Annotated in this window: 17 protein-coding genes and 1 pseudogene; 8 read left to right on the top strand and 10 right to left on the bottom strand. The window is 69.8% G+C overall.

Annotated features, from left to right (window positions below; genetic code table 11):
- Window positions 1-3: 3 nt before the first annotated feature.
- Both OG417_RS48030 and OG417_RS48025 read right to left on the bottom strand, forming a co-directional pair.
- On the bottom strand, window positions 4-1,158 hold the full coding sequence (locus tag OG417_RS48030; RefSeq protein WP_329244573.1) for an FAD-dependent monooxygenase: 1,155 nt from the start codon (window positions 1,156-1,158) through the stop codon (window positions 4-6).
- On the bottom strand, window positions 1,158-1,505 hold the full coding sequence (locus OG417_RS48025; protein WP_329244571.1) for an FAD-dependent oxidoreductase: 348 nt from the start codon (window positions 1,503-1,505) through the stop codon (window positions 1,158-1,160). Before OG417_RS48025 ends, OG417_RS48030 begins: the two co-directional genes overlap by 1 nt.
- Window positions 1,506-1,650: 145 nt before the next feature.
- On the opposite strand from OG417_RS48025, the gene OG417_RS48020 reads away from it, so the two are divergent.
- The 4 genes from OG417_RS48020 (at window position 1,651) to OG417_RS48005 (ending at window position 6,846) form a co-directional block, all read left to right on the top strand.
- Complete coding sequence (locus OG417_RS48020; RefSeq protein ID WP_329244568.1) at window positions 1,651-4,194, top strand: ATP-binding protein; 2,544 nt, start codon at window positions 1,651-1,653, stop codon at window positions 4,192-4,194.
- Window positions 4,195-4,289: 95 nt separating this feature from the next.
- A complete protein-coding gene (locus tag OG417_RS48015) occupies window positions 4,290-4,874 on the top strand; it encodes a hypothetical protein (protein ID WP_329244565.1) in 585 nt (194 codons plus the stop codon).
- 166 nt (window positions 4,875-5,040) lie between these two features.
- Window positions 5,041-5,457, top strand: a complete 417-nt coding sequence (locus tag OG417_RS48010; RefSeq protein ID WP_329244563.1) for a nitroreductase family deazaflavin-dependent oxidoreductase — start codon at window positions 5,041-5,043, stop codon at window positions 5,455-5,457.
- Between the two features lie 27 nt (window positions 5,458-5,484).
- The gene (locus OG417_RS48005; protein ID WP_329244560.1) at window positions 5,485-6,846 is read left to right on the top strand and encodes a HEAT repeat domain-containing protein; all 1,362 of its coding nucleotides are present in this window, start codon (window positions 5,485-5,487) and stop codon (window positions 6,844-6,846) included.
- A 115-nt stretch (window positions 6,847-6,961) separates the two neighbouring features.
- On the opposite strand, the gene OG417_RS48000 is transcribed toward OG417_RS48005, so the two are convergent.
- Window positions 6,962-7,936, bottom strand: a complete 975-nt coding sequence (locus OG417_RS48000) for a GlxA family transcriptional regulator (RefSeq protein WP_329244555.1) — start codon at window positions 7,934-7,936, stop codon at window positions 6,962-6,964.
- Between the two features lie 356 nt (window positions 7,937-8,292).
- Between OG417_RS48000 and OG417_RS47995 the strand changes: the two genes are divergently transcribed.
- From OG417_RS47995 to OG417_RS47985, 3 genes are read left to right on the top strand one after another with little or no spacing between them, the layout of a single operon-like run.
- Complete coding sequence (locus tag OG417_RS47995; RefSeq protein WP_329244553.1) at window positions 8,293-8,931, top strand: HD domain-containing protein; 639 nt, start codon at window positions 8,293-8,295, stop codon at window positions 8,929-8,931.
- Between the two features lie 23 nt (window positions 8,932-8,954).
- Entirely contained in the window at window positions 8,955-9,893 is a 939-nt protein-coding gene (locus OG417_RS47990; RefSeq protein WP_329244551.1) for an NADP-dependent oxidoreductase, read from the top strand.
- Between the two features lie 5 nt (window positions 9,894-9,898).
- Complete coding sequence (locus tag OG417_RS47985) at window positions 9,899-10,351, top strand: cupin domain-containing protein (RefSeq protein ID WP_329244548.1); 453 nt, start codon at window positions 9,899-9,901, stop codon at window positions 10,349-10,351.
- A gap of 20 nt (window positions 10,352-10,371) precedes the next feature.
- Here OG417_RS47985 and OG417_RS47980 read toward each other — a convergent pair whose 3' ends face one another.
- Window positions 10,372-10,671, bottom strand: a complete 300-nt coding sequence (locus OG417_RS47980) for an alpha/beta fold hydrolase (RefSeq protein WP_329244545.1) — start codon at window positions 10,669-10,671, stop codon at window positions 10,372-10,374.
- A gap of 88 nt (window positions 10,672-10,759) precedes the next feature.
- Window positions 10,760-10,975 (bottom strand): annotated as a pseudogene (locus OG417_RS54700) (alpha/beta fold hydrolase); the annotation flags it as partial.
- A 393-nt stretch (window positions 10,976-11,368) separates the two neighbouring features.
- On the opposite strand from OG417_RS54700, the gene OG417_RS47975 reads away from it, so the two are divergent.
- Window positions 11,369-12,223 carry a hypothetical protein gene (locus tag OG417_RS47975; RefSeq protein WP_329244543.1) on the top strand — a complete coding sequence of 285 codons (855 nt, stop codon included), beginning with the start codon at window positions 11,369-11,371 and terminating at the stop codon, window positions 12,221-12,223.
- Window positions 12,224-12,382: 159 nt separating this feature from the next.
- Here the strand turns inward: OG417_RS47975 and OG417_RS47970 are convergent, their stop codons facing one another.
- From OG417_RS47970 to OG417_RS47950, 5 genes are all read right to left on the bottom strand, one after another.
- Window positions 12,383-12,823 (bottom strand): hypothetical protein, encoded by a 441-nt coding sequence (locus OG417_RS47970; protein ID WP_329244540.1) that lies wholly within the window; start codon window positions 12,821-12,823, stop codon window positions 12,383-12,385.
- The gene (locus tag OG417_RS47965) at window positions 12,820-13,254 is read right to left on the bottom strand and encodes a MarR family winged helix-turn-helix transcriptional regulator (RefSeq protein ID WP_329244538.1); all 435 of its coding nucleotides are present in this window, start codon (window positions 13,252-13,254) and stop codon (window positions 12,820-12,822) included. The genes OG417_RS47970 and OG417_RS47965 overlap by 4 nt, the downstream gene beginning before the upstream one ends.
- 279 nt (window positions 13,255-13,533) lie before the next feature.
- Window positions 13,534-14,328: a cyclase family protein gene (locus tag OG417_RS47960; protein WP_329244535.1), complete on the bottom strand. Its 795-nt coding sequence runs from the start codon at window positions 14,326-14,328 to the stop codon at window positions 13,534-13,536.
- Complete coding sequence (locus tag OG417_RS47955) at window positions 14,315-15,628, bottom strand: MFS transporter (protein WP_329244532.1); 1,314 nt, start codon at window positions 15,626-15,628, stop codon at window positions 14,315-14,317. Before OG417_RS47955 ends, OG417_RS47960 begins: the two co-directional genes overlap by 14 nt.
- Complete coding sequence (locus OG417_RS47950) at window positions 15,628-16,866, bottom strand: M20 metallopeptidase family protein (RefSeq protein WP_329244529.1); 1,239 nt, start codon at window positions 16,864-16,866, stop codon at window positions 15,628-15,630. The genes OG417_RS47955 and OG417_RS47950 overlap by 1 nt, the downstream gene beginning before the upstream one ends.
- Window positions 16,867-16,933 lie beyond the last annotated feature (67 nt).

Genomic DNA, 16,933 nt, shown 5'->3' with positions numbered 1-16,933 from the left:
TCGTTAGATCTCCGGGCTGCCGAACCAATGGCGAGCGGCCCGTTCAAACGCTTCACGATCAGGGGCGCGATCACCTGCCCAGGCGACCATGCCGTCAGGCCGGATGAGCACGGCACCTGTTCCGAAGCCGTTTCTCGCCGGTCCGGCCACGTACCGGATCCGGCTCTCCCAGCCCATCGCTGAACCGTGTAGGCAGCGGTCGACGCTGAAATCGAGCGCGACGCCTCGTCCATCCTGCATCAGGTCGCCGAGGCGAGTGCCGTCCTCAAGCCGCAGGTCCGGGGCGTTGCGACCGACCAGCGGCTGCTCGCTGCCAAGGTCGTAGCGGATCGACGATCCCGACATCTTGTCGAACACGTAGGTCGTTCCGTCACGGGTCCCGATCAGGTCGCGAATCACTCCTTGGATCGCCTGTGCGTGCGGGTCCGGCTTCATGACCGCCGCCTGGGCGCGCGTCCAGTCGAGCGCCCAGGCGCCGATCGGATGGCGCTCGCGGGCGTAGGTGTCGAGAAGCCCGTCCGGCGCGTACCCGCGTACGGTCGCCGCGAGCTTCCATCCCAGGTTCATGGCGTCGCCGATGCCGAGGTTGAGCCCCTGCGCTCCCAGGGGAGAGTGGATGTGAGCGGCGTCGCCCGTGAGCAGGACGCGCCCTTGCCGGTAGGTCGTCGTCTGCATCGCCCGATCGGTGAAGGTCGAGGCGAGATGGACCTCGCTCAGCGTCACGTCGGTGCCGGATACACGACGCAGAACCGCCTGGAGATGTTCGCGAGTCGGCCGCCGCGAGCGATCGAACGCGCCGCCGTCGGGCTCCAGCATGCCGATGTACCCCTCCGCGGGCGTCCGGAGGTACAGGCCCGTCGGCGTCAGGTTGAACCCAGGGCGCAGCTTGCCGGGATCGGCGATGGTGGCGAGCACGACGTAGCCGGTGAACTGCGGCTCGGTGCCGACGAAGTCGAAGCCCGCGAGCGTACGCACCGTGCTGCGTCCGCCATCGCAGCCGACGACCCAGCGCGCCGTGTGTTCGTGCTCGCCGGCTTGCGCGACCACGCTCTCGTCGTCCTGGGTGACGGCGGAGACCGCGACGCCGCGCCGGACCTCCACGCCGAGCTTGGATGCCCGCTCGGACAGCACCGTTTCGACCGCTTCGAGGTTCGTCATCACGCCTCCCTCGCGGGAAGCCGGAACGGCAGGGCGGCGACGTCGACCTTGGCCGGATCGAGCATCATGCCGGCGAAGTGGCCCACGCCACGAGGGGGCGACGGCTCATCCGCGCCGGGATCGTCGTGGACGCCCGACGCCGTCAGCAGCGGGTGCGGCATCCCGCGGCGGTAGAACGCCTCGACCGACGCGGCGGACAGGCCCCGCATCCCGAGCGGGTCCGCCTTCCACGGGGAGCGGGGCTCCGGCTCCCGTTCGAGCACCAGGACAGAGCAGCCCGCGAGGCCGAGTTCGCAGGCGAGGAACAGACCGACCGGGCCGGCGCCCACGATCACTACGTCATGCACGAAGAACTCCCCTTCCGAAGCTCACCGTCAGTTCTCTTCCGGCACGCAAAGACTGAAGCGAGCCGCTCACACGGCGCTCACACGGCGCTGACAAGGGGAAAGCCATGATTTGGGGACTCGAGGGTGCGCCCGCGAAGATTGGGAGATGGACGGGGATACGCGGCTTCGCGTCACGCTGCTCGGCGCCTTTCAGGCGTCTCGCGGTGACGCCGCCCTGCCCGTTCCGGGCGCGCGGTTGCTAGGTCTGGCCGTACGGCTGGCGCTCGCCGGCGGGCGGGCGGTCGAGCAGGGCGTCCTGGTCGACGCGATCTGGGCCGAGGACCTGCCGGCCGGCCCCGCCCACGCCCTGCAGGCCCTTGTCTCCCGGCTGCGCCGGACCCTCGGCTCGGCCACCGCCGTCGCGCAGGTCACGGGCGGCTACCGGCTGGACGTGGACGCGGCCGACGTGGACGCGATGCGGTTCGAGCAGCTCACCGCCGTCGGCCGCGACCGGTTGCGCGCCGGCGACCCGAATGCCGCGGCGGCCGTGCTCGGCGAGGCCGTGGCGCTGTGGGGCGACCGTCCCGGCGCCGAGCCCACGGTCGTCGCCGCGGTGGCGCCCGCCGCCGCGACCCGGCTGGCCCACGCCTCGGTCGAGGCCGTCGCCGACCTCGCCGCCGCCGAGCTGACGCTGGGCCGTGCCGACGCGGCCGCCGCCCGCCTGACCGCCCTGCTCGCCGAGCACCCCGTCCACGAGCGGGCGGCCGCGCTGCTCATGGACGCGCTCGCCGCGCAAGGGCGCCAGGCCGAGGCCCTGGCCTGGTACGAGCGGGTCCGCGAAACCTTGGCCGACGTCCTCGGCACCGACCCGGGCGCCGCCCTGCGCGAGCGCCACCTGCGCCTGCTGCGCGCCGAGCCGCCCGCCCCGGCCGCCGACGCCGCGCGGACCAGGCCGGGTAACCTGCCCGCGCCGCTGACCAGCTTCATCGGGCGCGACGACGACCTCGCCCGGATCGACACGCTGCTCGCCGCCGGGCGCCTGGTCACCGTGCTCGGTCCCGGCGGCGCCGGCAAGACCCGGCTCGCCGTCGAGGCCGCCCGCCGCCACCGCCACGAGTACCGCGACGGCGCCTGGATGATCGACCTCGCCTCGGTCACCGAGCCGGCCAAGGTCGGCGCGGCCGTGCTCGCCGGGATCGGGCCGCGCGGCGGCGCGATGTTCGAGGCCCGGATGCGGGTCGAGGGCGACGAGCTGGACGTGCTCGTCGACCGGCTCGACGACCGGCAGAGCCTGCTGCTGGTCGACAACTGCGAGCACCTGATCGACGCCGTGGCCCATCTGGTCGCGGCACTGCTGTCCCGATGCTCCGGGCTGCGCGTGCTCGCCACCAGCCGCGAACCCCTCGCGGTCGACGGCGAGGCGCTGGTGCCGCTCGGCCCGCTCGCGCTGCCCGGGGCGGACGACGGCGTCGAGCAGGCCCGGAGGGCGGCGTCGGTACGCCTGTTCACCGAGCGGGCCGCGGCCGTACGCCCGGGCTTCGACGTGGACGAGACGACGCTGCCCGAGGTCCGGCGGGTGGTCCGCGGCCTGGACGGGATGCCGCTGGCGCTGGAGCTGGCCGCGGCCCGGCTGCGGACGCTGTCGCTGCCCGAGCTGGCCAACGGGCTGTCCGACCGGTTCCGGCTGCTCACCACCGGCAGCCGCACCGCGCTTCCCCGGCACCGCACGCTGCGCGCGGTCATCGCCTGGAGCTGGGAGCTGCTGGGCGAGCACGAGCGTACGGTCGCCGAGCGCGTCTCGATCCTGCCCGGCGGCGTCACATCGGCCTCGGCCACCGCGGTCTGCGCCGGCACGGCGGTGCCGGCCGCCGAGATCCCCGAGCTGCTCGCGGGCCTGGTCGACCGGTCACTGCTGCAGCTCGCGCCCGACCCGGGCCGCTACCGCATGCTGGAGACGCTGCGCGAGTACGGCACCGACCGCCTGGCCGAGACGGGCGCCCTCGGCACCGTCCGCGACCTGGCCGCCGGCCACTTCGCCGAGCTGATGGCCCGGTACGACCCGCGGCTGCGCGGTCCCGGCCAGCCGACGGCCATGCGGGTCATCAGCGCAGAGTACGACAACGCGCTGGCCGCCCTGCGCCGGCGCCCTGAGCCTGACCTGGTACTGGCAGATGTTCGGCCGGCACCCCGACGCGGCCTACTGGCTGGGCGAGGCACTGGCGGTGCCCGGCGGCGAGCCGGCGCCCGACCGCGACTGCGCGCACGCGATCTACCTGATCAATCGGGTCGTCACCCGGCCAGGGACGACCGCCGGGGAGGTGGCGGGCGACCGGGCGCGGCTGCGCGAGTTGGCCGACCGGCTGCTCGCGTACCCGGAGCCGCCCGGCCCCTACGGCGCGCTCACCGCGCTCCCGCTCGCGTTCCTCCAGGAGGAGAAGGCCACGTTCGCGATCATCGAGCGTCTGGCCGACGGCGACGACGTGTGGCTGTCCGGGCTGGCCCGCATGTTCCGGGCCCGGTTCGCCGAGAACGCGGGCGAGCTCGACGAGATGCGCACCGACGTGGAGGCGGCCCTGACCTGCTTCCGGCAGGTCGGCGACCGCTGGGGCCAGGCCACCGCGCTGCCGATGCGCGCCCAGCTCCGGCAGTACGACGACGACCTCGACGGCGCGCTGGCCGACCTGCGCGAGGCTCGGTCGCTGGCCGGTGAGCTCGGCTCGCTCAGCCTCGGCGACGAGGTGTTCAGCGACCTGCGCTGCATCGACCTGCACCTGCGGCGCGGCGACACCGACCTGGCGATCGCGAATGATCGGCTCGGCCCGGGAGTGGGCGCTGCGCGCGAACTCGCCGGAGATGCTGGTGCTGGTCGACGCGTGGGAGGCCGTCTTCTGGGTGCGGCTCGGCGACCTGGCCCGGGCGGGGCAACTGCTCGACGACGCCGAACGAGGTCTGCACGGCGACACCGCCTTCCCCGGCGACCACGCGCGGACGCTGGTCGGCAGCGCACGGGCCTCGCTCTGCCTGGAGACGGGTGACCTGACCGGCGCGGAGAAGGCGCTGGAGAAGGCGTACGCGGCGGGGTTGGAAACCCGGGACCTGCCGATCCTGTCACTGGTGGCGGTGAACGCGGCCGCGCTCGCCGGGGCGCACGGGCGGCATCACGAGTCGGCCGTGCTGCTCGGCGCCGCCTCCCGGCTGCGCGGCGCTCACGACCGCACCGATCGGCAGGTTCGCGAGCTCACCCACCGAGGACGGGCCGCGCTGGGGGAGGAGGCCTTCGCCGCGGCGTACGGGAAGGGCTGGCAGCTGGACGGGAAGACGGCCGTGACCGAAGCCGACCCGGCCCGGCTGCACCGGAAACTCAGGTCGGCTCACCCAGATCCCGAATGATCCAGCCGGGCGTGCCGAAGCGCTCAAGCACGGTGCCCGCAGCCGAGGGCATCCCCCAGCTTCACCAGCGCACGATAAGGTCAAAATGGGCCGTTCGGAGGCTGCTTCGGGGCCCTGCCGTGTAAAGAGGAAAGGCAACCTCGGACTGCGGCCAGGAGGCAGGGCGATGAGCGACATAGACGACCAGATCATCGTGGAGTTCCGAGCGAACGCGGGGCAGGTCGGCGGCCAGCTGGCCGGTATTCCCGTGATGGTGCTCCACCACCGAGGACGCAAGAGCGGCATTGAGCGGGTCACCCCCATGGTGTACTTGCCATCGGACGACAAGAACGTCCTGTTCGTGATGGCCTCGAATTGGGGTGCACCCGAGAACCCAGGGTGGTACTACAACATCACCTCCGCCGGTCAGGCCGAGGTCGAGACCGGAACCGAGACCTATCGGGTGACGGCGCGCGACCTGAAAGGCGAGGAGCGCGACCGAATCTGGGCCACCGTGGTGCAGCGCTACCCCGTTTTCGGCGGGTACGAGGAGAAGACCGCCGGCATTCGCACGATCCCGGTAGTCGAGCTGACCCGCGCCTGAGCCGGGTCAGCTCCTCTGTCTGCCCACATGGGAATTCAGGAGTTGGTCGACCGGTTCGTCAGCGCCGGCGATCGGCAGGCGCAAATGTCCGCGGGAATGGCGTTGGCTGCTCTTGGGGCACCTGCCGTGGGCCCGCTCGTCGCTATTCTCTGCGATGAGAAATCCGCTGTGGACTCGTCTGTGACCGGCCAGTTGCTGCGCGAGATCGGCCGGCCTGCTCTGGAGCCGTTGATCGAGGCGATGGCCTCAGCCCCGACGCCGGAGGTGGCCCGTCGTGCGGGTTGGGCGTACTGCGGTCTCAAGATCGACGACTTGTCCGCGTTCGCTGTCGGTCTTCAGCATCCGAGTCCAAAGGTCCGGGGCGACAGCGCCTACGTGCTCCAGCTCAGGGGCGAGGCGGCGCTGCCGTATGCATCCGACCTGATCGAGCTGCTCGTCGATCCGGACGACGATGTCAGGCAGCGCGGCATGTGGGCGTTGCGGGACATCGGGCCGGGCGTGGTGCCGATGCTGCAGGAGGTCCGTCGATCCCGAGGCCGACTGCGCCGGCCCGCGTTGGAGGCGCTCGCCGCGATCGGTGGGCCCGCCGCTCTCGACGAACGGGACCGCGACCTGGTCCGGCGGCTGATCAGAATCAAGATCGCGGCCGAGACCCCTGAGCCGATGCACCTTTGCGGCTCATGGTTCGCGATCCCGACCGGCGACCAGGCGGAAGTGATGGATGCGTTCGGTCTGTCGGATCCCGAACCGGTCACGATGCGGCTCGGCGCGTCGGCCTGGAACCACGATCACCACGACTGGAGCGGTCCGGGTAAGGAACACCGGCGATGCTCGCGGATCTATGTGACTCCGCGGCTCGATGGCTGGATCCTGATCTTCGGCGAGCCGGCCGAGGACGTCCATCGCGCCGACCCCAGGGAGGATGAAGACGCTTGGCGCGAAGTCGTGCGCGATCGTTGCAGGATGTTGAGTCGCCGTTTCGGCGTCGCGCACTGGTACGGGATGAGCTGCGGCGACGGCTGGACCGCTTGGTGCGTTGGCGAGAACGGGGAGATCGTCCGCTTCTACGACGCCTTTGAGCCCGAACGGCAGATCGGCCCGCGCCACCCCGCCGAGGAGGGGTACCTGCTCGAGGACGAGAACGGGTTCCCAGAGGACGCGTTCGACGACATCGACCCGTACGATCAGCATGCCTTCATGACCCGCTACAAGCGGCTCAAACAGGAACTCGGCATCCCCGACACCTGTGACGCGACTCTGTTCGCCGCACGGGCATCGACGGATCCGTCCTCCTTCGGCAGCCATACTCGAGTGGAAGGGCAGAGTTTTCTCGCCCTGACCGCCTGCGGCCGCGCCCACGGCCACCCGCGCGGCGCACTGCGGATCTGATCAACGTCACCAAAGACCGACGGCTTTGTTAGCACACGCGCAGCACGCCTGACCTCGGGTATGGATGTCGTCAACAGGTTGCTGAGGCTCCGGCAGAATCGCACTTCTCGTCAACCTAACCCGCGTTGGCGCGGCGGGTCGTGCTGAATCGGCGTTGGTAGGCGGCGGGGCTGATCGACAGCTTCCTGGCGAACACCCGTCGCAGGCTTTCGTAGCTCGGGAACCCGGCGAGGATCGCGGCCTGCGTCGCGGTATGGCCTTGGTCGAGCAGTGCTCTGGCCAGGTCGAATCGGATGTTCTCTACATAGCGGGCCGGTGTCGTGGACAGTTCGTCGTGGAAAAGCCGGGTGAGGTGCCGCGTGCTCACGTTGAGGTGTTTCGCGAGTTCACCGAGCGAGTGATCCCCGTCGGGGTTCGCCGTCACCAAATCGGTGATCTTACGGAGAGCCGGCGAGCGGGGCGGCGGTCCCTGCAGCGGTGCGGAGAACTGGGACTGGCCGCCCGCACGCTGCATGTACACCACCAAGGCGCGGGCGACGTCGCGCGCCAGCTGGGGCCCGTGGTCCTCTTCGACGAGAGCGAGCGCCAGATCGATGCCGGCCGTCACCCCTGCCGAGGTGTACGTGGCGCCATCGCGAACGTAGATCGCGTCGGGCTCGACGCGGCACGTCGGGCACCGGGCGGCGAGCTCGTGCGCGACCTTCCAGTGCGTGGTCGCGCGCTTGCCGTCGAGGAGGCCGGCGGCGGCGAGGACGAACGCCCCGGTGCAGATCGACGCGATCCGGCCGGCCGTGGCCGCCGGTATCCGCGCGGCGTCCGCCAGGTCGCCGGGGACACGGGCGCGCGGATAGAGGTCGGACCCGGCCACCAGAACAGTGTCGAAGGCCGGCTCCGAGGAGACGGCGCCGTCGACCGCGATCTGGACCCCGAGGTTCGACGTGACCCCCGCGCCGGTCGGCGACAGCAGCACGATCCGGTAGTCGGCACCGAACCGGTTCGCCTCCTTGAACACCTCTGCGGGACCGGCGAAATCCAGCAACGTCACTCCGTCGTAGACGAGGACCGCGACGCGATGGGGGGCGGCGTTCACCACTCCGGTCCCTCCAGAGCGGATCCCGGCGGCACCGAACGCGGTCGGACCGGCGACACAGAAGGCATGGACACCGTTCTTTGGTAACACACCGTTACTCTGAGATACGAGGGTGCTCGTGGGTCAGGCCGCCCCACCGGCAGCGGGCGCCGAAGCGACCCCTCCGACCGCCACTGGACGGCGTCGTGCCGTGGCGAGGGTAGGCGTCGCGATCTTCGGCACACGGCTGTGACCCGCCCGTCCGGATTCAAGTGTTTTCTGGCTGGATGAAGGCGGCGCCGTACGCCGCCTCGTCGCCAGCATGAACGTCGGACGCAGGGTCCACAGCCGGCACACTTCGCAGAAAGTCAAAGATCATGGCAGAGGTCATCGCGGGCTTGGCGATTCCTGAGACAGCGGCGGTCGCCGAAGCGACCAGGCTGGTCCAGGAGACGACCAGTCCCCTCATCTACCACCACTCTCGGCGGGTCTTCTTCTTCGGCCTGATTCACGCTCATGAGCTCGGTGTGAAACCGGACCCGGAGCTGCTCTACCTGGCGGCCATGTTCCACGACACCGGCCTCCTGACTCCGTTTTCCGACGTTGAACAGCGCTTCGAAGTCGATGGCGCCGACCATGCGCGCAAGTTCCTCCTGGACCGGGGTTTCTCGACGGCCGCCGCCGACACCGTCTGGACGGCGATCGCGCTGCACACCACGCCGGGCATTCCCGGCCGGATGGGCCCGGAGATCGCGACCACCCACCTCGGCGTCTTGACCGACGCGATCGGCTTCGGCCTGGACGAACTGGCACAAGATCAGCTGGGTGAGATCCTCGCCGTTCACCCACGAGGGGACTTCAAGAACGAGTTCCTGCGAGCCTTCGTCGACGGGCTCAAGGACCGTCCCGAAACAACGAACGGCACCGTGAACTCCGACGTTCTCGAGCACTTCATCCCCGGATTCCAGCGCACGACGATGGTCGAGCGCATCGTCGGCTCGTCCTGGCCGAGCTGATCGGACACGGAAGGGATTCGAGCATGCGAGCGATCACCGCGCGAGACCGTGACGCGGGTGTCGGCGGCCTCACCCTGACCGACATGCCTTACCCCCACGCTGCGGAGAACGACGTCATCGTGCGCGTACACGCCGCGGGCTTCACCCCCGGAGAGCTCGATTGGCCGGGAACGTGGTCCGATCGCGCCGGCCGCGACCGGACTCCCAGCATCCCCGGGCACGAGCTGTCCGGCGTCGTGGTCGAGCTCGGCTACGGAACCACCGGCCTCACCGTGGGCCAGCGGGTGTTCGGGCTGACCGACTGGGCCCGCAACGGATCCCTGGCCGAATTCACCGCGGTGGAGGCTCGCGACCTCGCCCCCCTCGCGGCCGACGTCGACCACACCGTAGCCGCCGCGCTGCCCATTTCCGGACTGACCGCCTGGCAGGGCCTGTTCGACCACGCCCACCTCACGACCGGCCAGACCGTCCTCATTCACGGCGCCGCGGGCGGCGTCGGCTCGATCGCCGTCCAACTCGCGCGAGAGGTGGGCGCCCGCGTCATCGGCACCGGCCGAGCCGACGACCGTGATGTCGCGCTCGGCCTCGGCGCGCAGTCGTTCCTCGACCTGGACGCCGACGATTTGCGGCACGTCGGCGAGGTGGATGTGGTGTTCGACGTCATCGGCGGCGACATCCTCGAGCGATCGACCGAACTCGTACGCCCCGGCGGCACCCTCGTCACCATCGCCATGCCACCCACCGTGCAGCCCAAGGACGGGCGCGCCATCTTCTTCGTCGTCGAACCCGACCGCGCCCGGCTGACCGATCTTGCCCGGCGCCTGCGGACCGGACGGCTCAAGCCCATCGTCGGTGCCGTGCGACCGCTTTCCGAAACGGCCTCCGCGTTCGCCCGCCACCGCCGCACGCCCGGAAAGACGGTCATTCAGGTCGCGGACGAACAAGGAGGACAGCAGTCATGATCAGTATGCGAATCGCCGGCGGAGCGCTGATCGCCGGCACGGCCGCCGCGGTCGTCGGATGCTCCGCTGCGACGGAGCATCCGGTCACGCCGGTCACCGCGGTCGTCACTTCGGGACACCCTTCCGAGACCCTGACACCCCTGATCCAACAGGCGTTGCCGAACGTCCACGGCAAAACCTTCACCGCGGCGACCGTGACCTTCCCGCCGGGTGCCCGAGCGGCGCCCCACCGACACGGCAACGCGTTCGTCTACGCCTACGTGCTCGAAGGCACCGTACGCAGCCGGCTGGAAGGCCAACCGATGCGCACGTACCACCAAGGCGAGAACTGGGTCGAGCAGCCCGGAGCCCACCACGTTGCGACAGAGAACGTCAGCAACACGAAACCGGCGAAGCTCCTCGTCGTCTTCGTCTCCACCACCGGAGAAAAGCTCAAGATTGACGACCCGCACAAGTAGCCCGCGTCGCTCCAGCGTGATCAGCGTGAACTAGGGGCGGGTGGCGCCGGGGCGCCCTCATCTTGGGAAAGGAAGGAGGCGATCTGCCGGCCGCGGGCCGGCCGATCGGCGGAGGTGCGTGTGATGTGGAGTTCCGCGTCGGGTATCAGCTCGGCGGGTTCCTGCGCCGTCGAGAGCGGGTGGGTCGGGTCTCCTTCCCAGGCGGTGGCCAACGTGGGATGGGGCAACGCCGCCAACGCCGCGCGGTCGGGCAGGTCGGACTCCGCCACTCCGCGGAGCACCGCCGGTAGCAGCGCGTCCGGGACGTCCGGGGCCGCCAAGGAGCTCCATACGTCGGCGAGGATGGGTGGTGGCGGGAGACGGCGTAGGCCGGCGGCCCAGGCCGGCGGCCCAGGCGTCTCGGCCCTCGCGTTCCATTTGGTCCGCTGCGGCCTGGTACGCGCGGCGGGCGTCCGTACGTGTCTCCCATGCTCTCGGCGGGGTCAGCAGCACCAGCCGGTCGAACCGGTGGGGAGCGTTTACGGCCGCATGCAGCACGGTCGCGCACCCCATGGAGGCACCCACGGCGTCGACGGGTCCTTCGGCTTCGAGGTGATCGAGAAGCTTCAGCTCAGCAAACGACACATTCGCTCACCACGACGCCGTCACGTTCACCATCCAGCTGACCACCAAAGACGAAGAGCTCGCCTGGGCCGCCCGCGTCTTCCTCATCCTCGGCGAGGACGAGCTCATCCGCTATGACTACCAGTTCACCGTGAAGCCCCTCACCGTCTAGCCGCGATCTGTCGCGGGGCCGGTTGGGACGCGTAGCGGCCCCATCAACCGTCGTTCCTCGGCAACGGACCAGCTCGGACGCCGTGAGCGGCTCTATGGCGTGTACCGGTCAGAGAGTAAACCACGGTAACGCGAGGCGCGTCTTCCCCGTATCGGCCGATCCACCCCATTCACAATGATCACCCTTAGCGGGGGATTCACGGCAGCAAGGGGAAACGCATGAAAGTGTCGTGGAGTCGTGCGATGGCGATGGTGGCCGCCGCGGCCGCGCTCGTGATCGGATCCCTGTTCCTGGTCGGGTCCGCGTCCGCACAGCCGGTGACGTCCGGGTCGTTCTCGTTGACCAGCGACCCCGACGATCCGATCGCCTCGGGTCAGTCCTTTTCGTACGACACGACGGCCGGGGACCAAATGGAGGTCGACGGCGCCGCAGATCATCACTCCGTTGATATGGAGATCAACGGGACTGACGGCAACGACTGGCACCTCGGTCTCTTCGTTCCCGAGGGGGAAGCGCTGGTGCCGGGCACGTACCAGGACACGACCGGCGAGGGCGCTCCGGGGATCAGCATCTGGCGGCCCTCGTACTTCTGCTGGGGGTTGGGATCGTTCACGATCAACAAGATCGAGTGGGGTCCTTACTGGTACGTCCGCGCGTTCGACGCGACCGTGGACTTTCACTGCTGGGGGGAGGCGCCGGGGCTGCGGGCGACGGTGCACATCCTCAACCCGCCGCCACCGCCGGTGCTGAAAGTGGGTGTGACCGTCGCCGGCCACGGCACCGTCAGCACCCTGGACGGTAGCGCGACCGTGCACGGAACCGTGCGCTGTAACAAGGACGCCTTCGTCGACATCACCGGCACCATCACGCAGAAGCGCAAGGGGCAGCGCATACAGGCCGAATACTCTCAGGAGATCGCCTGCACCCAGGGCACCCGGACGCCCTGGAGCGCGACGGCCACACCACCGGCCGGCACGACATTCCACAAGGGCAGTGCGCGCACCAAGACCCAAGCTTCCGGATTCGATTCCTACTATGAGTACTCGATCAATGCCAATGACGCCACCGTCATATCGCTGACCAAAAAGACGAGCTGACCTCACCACTCCTTCCCGGCCCGGGCACGCTTTCCCGCGATCCCGGGCCGGCGGAGTTTCAGTGACCACCGCAAAGAATGCCGCCGCCCGTACCTGCGGCGGGGCGGGTGCCCGCGACGGCAGGCATGCCGCCATCGCCCGATCACGGTCGCCGTGGGTTTACCGTCGGCCCGTGTCCTGCCACGGGAAAGGAGCGCGGTCGGGTTCGACCCAGCCGGTCCTGGCCTGTGAGGAGGTCAGCGTCGCCGGGCGGTAGAAGCGGGTCAGAAGGCGCTTGTCGAGCAGGGCGGGGTGGTGGCCGGCGAACGCGGTGAAGTCGTCTTCGCCGTCTTCGGTCGCGTGGTGACCAACCAGTTCGACCCAGGCTCGGCTCATGGTCGCGTGGTACTTCTGGGGCACCTTCGCATAGCGGGCGGTGCGCCGGATGCCGTCGCTGATCAGGCCGACCGCCGCGGACACACCGACCCGTCGCACGGCCAGCCACGTCAGATGGACATGTTCCCGGTGGCCGAACCGCTCGGCGGTCGCCATCACTTCGGCCATCAACGCATCGAAGTCGGGGGCGCCGACGACGTGTTCGTCGGAGGGACGCATGGTCATGAGGAAATCTCCGTCAGGGCTTGCAGGGCAGTGCGCAGGTGGGCGATCGCGTCGTCCGGCAGGCCGTCGAGCGCGCGGTGCTCCAAGTCGCCGATGGCCTGCCGGATCGTGGTGGCGGCCGATTGTCCGGACGGCGTGAGCTCAATGAGTACCGAGCGGCGGTCTCCGGGGCGGCTGCCGCGGGTGATGTGCCCACGTCGTTCCAGACGGTCCAGCACGCTGGTCAGTGTGGTGGGGCGGGATCCCACGGCCGCGCCGAGTTCGGACACGGTCCGCCCGCGGCCGTCAGCCAGGTTCGCCAGCGCGTTGATCTCGGAGGCGGTCAGGCCCAGATCGACGAGCTCCGCGGAGAGCACTTGCAGAGTCGCGTGGGTGGCCCGCTGCAATGCGAGCAAAGCCGACCACCCAGATGGTACGGTTTCGGACGTCACGATTTCGGACTATATGATTTCGTGCTAGCCGCTGCAAGCGAAAACCATCGCCCCCCACGTCGTACAGGTCCGTACTCCGGCTCGCGCGAACTCCCGACGAGCCGCCCCTGCGGCGAACGCACGCGACCTGACGCTCGCTGTGATCACATCCCGGTGTAGGCACGCGCCTGCCTTCATGACCCTCGCCAGTCGTCATTCCCCCGGCACTCGCCTGCACCGACCTAGGTCTTCACGCGTGGGTATTGGCCGGTCGCCGGGATGATCTTCATGGTGATCACTTCAGGCCCCGATGAGGGCGAGCGGGCGGATGGGCGCGCCGGTGGCGCCGCGGATGTTCAATGGTGCGCCGATGAAGAGGAATTCGCGTATGCCGCGGGCGGCGAGGGTTTCGAGTGCCATCACCTCGATCAGATTGATGCCGTGTTCGGCGAGCAACAGGCGGTGCACCGGCAGGCTGGTGAGCCCGCCGCCGGATGGAATCTGCTCGAGTGCGATGGTGTCCGCGCCGACCGCGGCGACACCGCGTTCGGCGAGCCAGGCCGCGGCCTCGACAGCGAGGCCGGGTACGCCGCGCTCGTCCCCGAGGTAGGCCGGTGGGTCGGCCCACAGTCGTGCCCATCCGGTGCGTACCAGCGCGACGTCGCCTCGCTTCGGCATGATCTCGCCGGCGCGCAGGTCCTCCACGCTCACGGGCTCACCCGGGGGGAGGCGGTCCAGCCCGCGTACGGCGGGTACGTCGAAGAGCACTCCGCGGCGGACGAGTGGAGGCACCTGGTCGATGCCGTGGCTGCTGTACCGGCCGTTCTCGAGGGCGTCGGCGACCGTCACGCCCCCGTACATGCGGCCGTCGACGGCGACGTGGCACAGCGCGTCCATGTGCGTTCCGACGTGCCCGCCGAGGACGAGCATCTCGTGCGATCCGGTCATTCCGTCCGGGCGTTCGACGTCGCCGTGCCGCTGGCGAAGTGCGAACTGGAAGCCGGGATGCGTCGGGGACACGGGCATTCCGGTCTCCAGCGGCTGTGCCAGGTCGATCGCCTCGATGCCGTCATCGAGCAGGTCAAGCAGCTTCACGCTCAATGCCCTCCGTATCGTCGCTGTCGTTCCCGGTCGTGGTGAGACTCATCCCGCGGGTCTCGGGCAATGTGAGGACGGTCATCGCGGACACCACCAGCAGGAGCACCACATAGCCGGTGAACGCGGCCCGGCCGGCGGTTTCTCCCATCCACGTCTGCAGGTACGGCGCCGTTCCGCCGAAGGCGGCGACGGCGATCGAGTACGGCACCGCGAGCCCGACCGTACGGATGTGAGTCGGGAACATCTCCGCGTACGCGGCGGGCAGGATCGACACGCCGGCGCCGATGAACACCATCGCGATCGCCATGGCCACGCCCAGCCGCCAGGCGCTGCCATCGATCATCGCCTGCAGCGGGAACAGTGAGACGGCCGTGCCGAGCGTGCTGATCAGCAGCACCGGCCGGCGACCGACCCGATCGGACAGCGCGCCCCACGCCGGCAGTACGGCGATGAGCAGGAGGCTGGACAGGACTCCGGCGAGCATGGCCGAGTCCGCGTTCACGTGCATCGCGCTGATGGCGTACGCCGGGGCGGCGATCACCCAGGCGTAATAGACGACCGTGAGCCCGACGCTCATGCCGACGACCTGGACCGCCTGGCGGCGATGACGCAGCACCTCCTGCCAGAGCCGGGGCCGCTCCTTCCGCTCGGCGGTGAATGCGGCGGTCTCGGCGAGCGAGCGGCGAATCCAGAGCGTCCCGGCACCGAGGACACCGCCGACGATGAACGGGACACGCCAGCCGAAGGACGCCATGTCCGACTTGGACAGCAGCATCGACAGCAGAAGACCGAGCAGCACACCGACGGTGTTCCCGCCGACGCTGGCGATGTAGATGACACTGGACCAAAGACCCCGGCGCCGCCGCGGCGCGTACTCCGCGAGGTACGTCTGGGCCGACGGTAGTTCACCTCCGGTGGCCAGTCCTTGAACGATGCGGGCGAGCACGAGAATCGCGGAAGCTCCCGCGCCGAGCGTCGCGTACGTCGGGCAGAGCCCGATGATCAGGCTGCCCGCGGCCATACCCGCGACGGTCGCCAGCATCATCGGCTTACGTCCGACACGGTCGGCGAGGCGTCCGACGACCAGGCCGCCGACCGGGCGGGCCGCGAACCCGACCGCGAAGACCGCGAGGCTCGACAGTACGGCGGAGACCTCGTCGTGCGGGTCGAAGAACCGTGTCGAGAAGAACGGCACGAAGATCGCGTAGATCCCCCAGTCGTACCACTCGAGGGCGTGCCCGAGGGCCGTGCCGAGCAGTGCCCGGTGCGTGGGGCGCGCGGAAAGACGATCGTTCATTACAGGACCTCCCCAGTCGTTGCCGGAAGGCGGGATGGCCGTACGGCCGTCCGCCGCATCGCCAACTCGGCGTACAAGGCGGCGCCCAGCGGAAGCACGGCGTCGTCGAAGACCGCACGGCCGCTGTGGTTGTAGGCGGCGTGTCGAGGATTCGCGCCGGCCGGCAGGGCACCCAGCGCGACGAAACTGCCCGGGACCTCGGCGAGCACCCGGGAGAAGTCCTCGGCGCCGGTGAACGGGTGCGAAAGCGACTCGTGCAGGTCATCGCCGAAGACCGTACGGATCGTCTGCTCCACGAAGGCCGTCTCGGCGGCGTCATTGACCGTGGCCGGGCGTTCTCGGACGAAATGCGCGTCGGCGCGGACGCCGTGGGCGTCGGCGATCCCATGGATCAGGCGCAGAGCCTCCTCGCCCACTCTGACGGCGACCGAGTCGCCGAAGGTGCGGATCGTCGCCTCGAACGTCGCCGTCGCGGGGAGCACATTGCGCCGCGTGCCGGCGTGCAACGTGCCGACCGTCAAGACGACGGGGTCGAACGCGTCGAACCGCCGGGTCACCATGGTCTGCAGAGCCAAGATCATCTCTGCGGTGGCCGTGATCGGGTCGCGGGCCAGGTGTGGTGCCGACGCGTGACCACCCTCACCGTGCACCGTGACCAGCAGCGCGGAGGACGCCGCCAGCATGGGGCCCGGGCGGGTGAACAGACGCTGTGGCAGGGTGGAGAAGACATGCAGCCCGTACGCGGCATCGGCTCTTCGCCCCGACGCGTCGAGTACGCCGTCCTCGATCATGGCTTTGGCCCCTTCCCAGCCCTCCTCTCCCGGCTGGAACATCAGGACGACATCGCCGCTCAGGTGGTTCCGCCGCGTCGCGAGCAGGCGCGCGGCGCCCGCGAGCATGGCGGTGTGCAGGTCATGGCCGCAGGCGTGCATCGCGCCGTCAACGCGTGAGCGGAAGGGCAGTCCGGTCTCCTCCGACACGGGTACGGCGTCCATGTCCGCACGCAACAACACGGTGGTCCGTTCCTCCGTCGCGGTCGGCGCACGCCCGCGCAGCACCGCGGTCACGGACGTCGACCGGTCTCCCGGCGTGATCTCCAACGGCAGATCGTCCAGGGCATCGAGCACCGCCGCCTGAGTCCTGGGAAGATCCAGGCCGATCTCCGGATGGGCATGCAGCCGGTGCCGCAGACCCGTCAGCTCGCCGAGCAGCGCCTGCGCCTCGCGATGGATCTCCATGTCGCCGCCTCCCGTCGATGTCCGGACAGCATCGGCGACGGACGCGTGCGGGAGCGATAATCGACCA

The organism is Actinoallomurus sp. NBC_01490 (assembly GCF_036227085.1).
In the GTDB taxonomy this organism is placed as follows: Bacteria; Actinomycetota; Actinomycetes; order Streptosporangiales; family Streptosporangiaceae; genus Actinoallomurus; species Actinoallomurus oryzae.
This window is presented reverse-complemented; position numbering and strand designations above follow the sequence as displayed.